Annotated in this window: 1 protein-coding gene; it reads right to left on the bottom strand. The window is 45.9% G+C overall.

The features are described 5' to 3' along the window. Window positions 1–2,013: beta strand repeat-containing protein (locus tag EWU22_RS13340; protein ID WP_161566871.1), on the bottom strand; the 2,013-nt coding region annotated here is incomplete at both ends.

Genomic DNA, 2,013 nt, shown 5'->3' with positions numbered 1-2,013 from the left:
GCTACTCCATTCGTAAATGTTAAGCTTGTTGCTGTGCCAAAGTCTGTAGCACCTACCGTTGGTACGGTCGCTGGACTACTCGAAGTGCTCGCTCCGGAGAACGTAATGCTCTTAGCTCCCGTATATGTCGTTGCTGTATTGCCATTCGCATCTTTCGCTGTTACAGTAACTGTTTGGCTACCTCCTGCTGTTTGAGTGCCAGTTCCTGTTACTACTAATTTCGTAGCAGTTCCTGGACTTACAGTAATGCTTGAGCTAGTGGCTGCTGTTCCGCTCGCTGGGGTAAAGGTAAAGGTACCTGAACCAGATGTGCCAGTAAACTTCAAGCCTAAGCTCGTTAAGTTCGCTACTCCACTACTAAAGTCGCCAGCTTGATTCAATACGTTGTTTACTCCACTTCCTAATCCACTGATCGTGCCTGTCAACGTACTGCTTACAGTCACATTGTTTCCTGAGGCATTAAAGCTGGTAACTGTATTGCCATAAGCATCTTGCGCTGTTAATGTATTCGTGCCCGTAAAGGCTGCACCATTCACTTGTGGGCTCGCCAAGCTTACAGCTAATTTGCTGAAGCTTGATGGTAATACCGATACGGCTAATTCATGTGAATTTCCTGTAGCATTAATCGTTCCATCACTCGCTGTTAATAATACACTTTCTGCTTTGTATAAAACTACGGAAGCTGTAGCCACACCATTCGTAAATACAATACTCGTAGATGTACCAAAGTCTATACCATTCGCTGTCGCTACTGTCACTGGGCTACTTGAACTATTCGCGCCGGAGAACGTTAAACTCTTCGTGCCTGTATACCCGGTAGCTGTGTTATGACTCGCATCTACTGCTCTAATCGTAATCGTTTGAGATTCCCCTGCATTCTGACTCGCGTTACCCGTAATCATCATGTGGGTCGCTGCTCCTGAATTTATCTGTACACTTCCACTCGTTACTCCTGTGCCACTTTGTGGTGTGAAAGTAAAGGTGCCTGTTCCTACTGTTCCTGTAAATATCAATTTCGTAGTCAAGTTCGCTACTCCACTCACAAAGTCTCCAGCATTGCTCAACTTGTTCGTGCCAGATAATCCACTGATTGCTCCTGTTAAGCTCGTGGTCACCGTCACATTATTCGCACTCGCGTCAAAGCTACTTACTGTATTACCATAAGCATCTTGTGCCGTTAACGTATTCGTGCCTGTAAAGGCTGTACCATTCACTTGTGGTGTTGCTAGGCTTACTGCCAATTTACTATAGCTCGCTGGACTTACTGTTACCGATAGACGATCGCCTCCTGTTGAAGAAATCGTGCCGTCCGTAGCTGATACAGTCGATGACTCCGCTTTATACAATACCATCGTTCCACTCGCTACTCCATTCGTAAATGTTAAGCTTGTTGCTGTGCCAAAGTCTGTAGCACCTACCGTTGGTACGGTCGCTGGACTACTCGAAGTGCTCGCTCCGGAGAACGTAATGCTCTTAGCTCCCGTATATGTCGTTGCTGTATTGCCATTCGCATCTTTCGCTGTTACAGTAACTGTTTGGCTACCTCCTGCTGTTTGAGTGCCAGTTCCTGTTACTACTAATTTCGTAGCAGTTCCTGGACTTACAGTAATGCTTGAGCTAGTGGCTGCTGTTCCGCTCGCTGGGGTAAAGGTAAAGGTACCTGAACCAGATGTGCCAGTAAACTTCAAGCCTAAGCTCGTTAAGTTCGCTACTCCACTACTAAAGTCGCCAGCTTGATTCAATACGTTGTTTACTCCACTTCCTAATCCACTGATCGTGCCTGTCAACGTACTGCTTACAGTCACATTGTTTCCTGAGGCATTAAAGCTGGTAACTGTATTGCCATAAGCATCTTGCGCTGTTAATGTATTCGTGCCCGTAAAGGCTGCACCATTCACTTGTGGGCTCGCCAAGCTTACAGCTAATTTGCTGAAGCTTGATGGTAATACCGATACGGCTAATTCATGTGAATTTCCTGTAGCATTAATCGTTCCATCACTCGCTGTTAATAAT

This window comes from Aquirufa nivalisilvae, from assembly GCF_004307455.1.
In the GTDB taxonomy this organism is placed as follows: Bacteria; Bacteroidota; Bacteroidia; order Cytophagales; family Spirosomataceae; genus Aquirufa; species Aquirufa nivalisilvae.
Note: the sequence above shows the minus strand (reverse complement) of the source record. Positions and strands in the feature narration are given on the sequence as shown.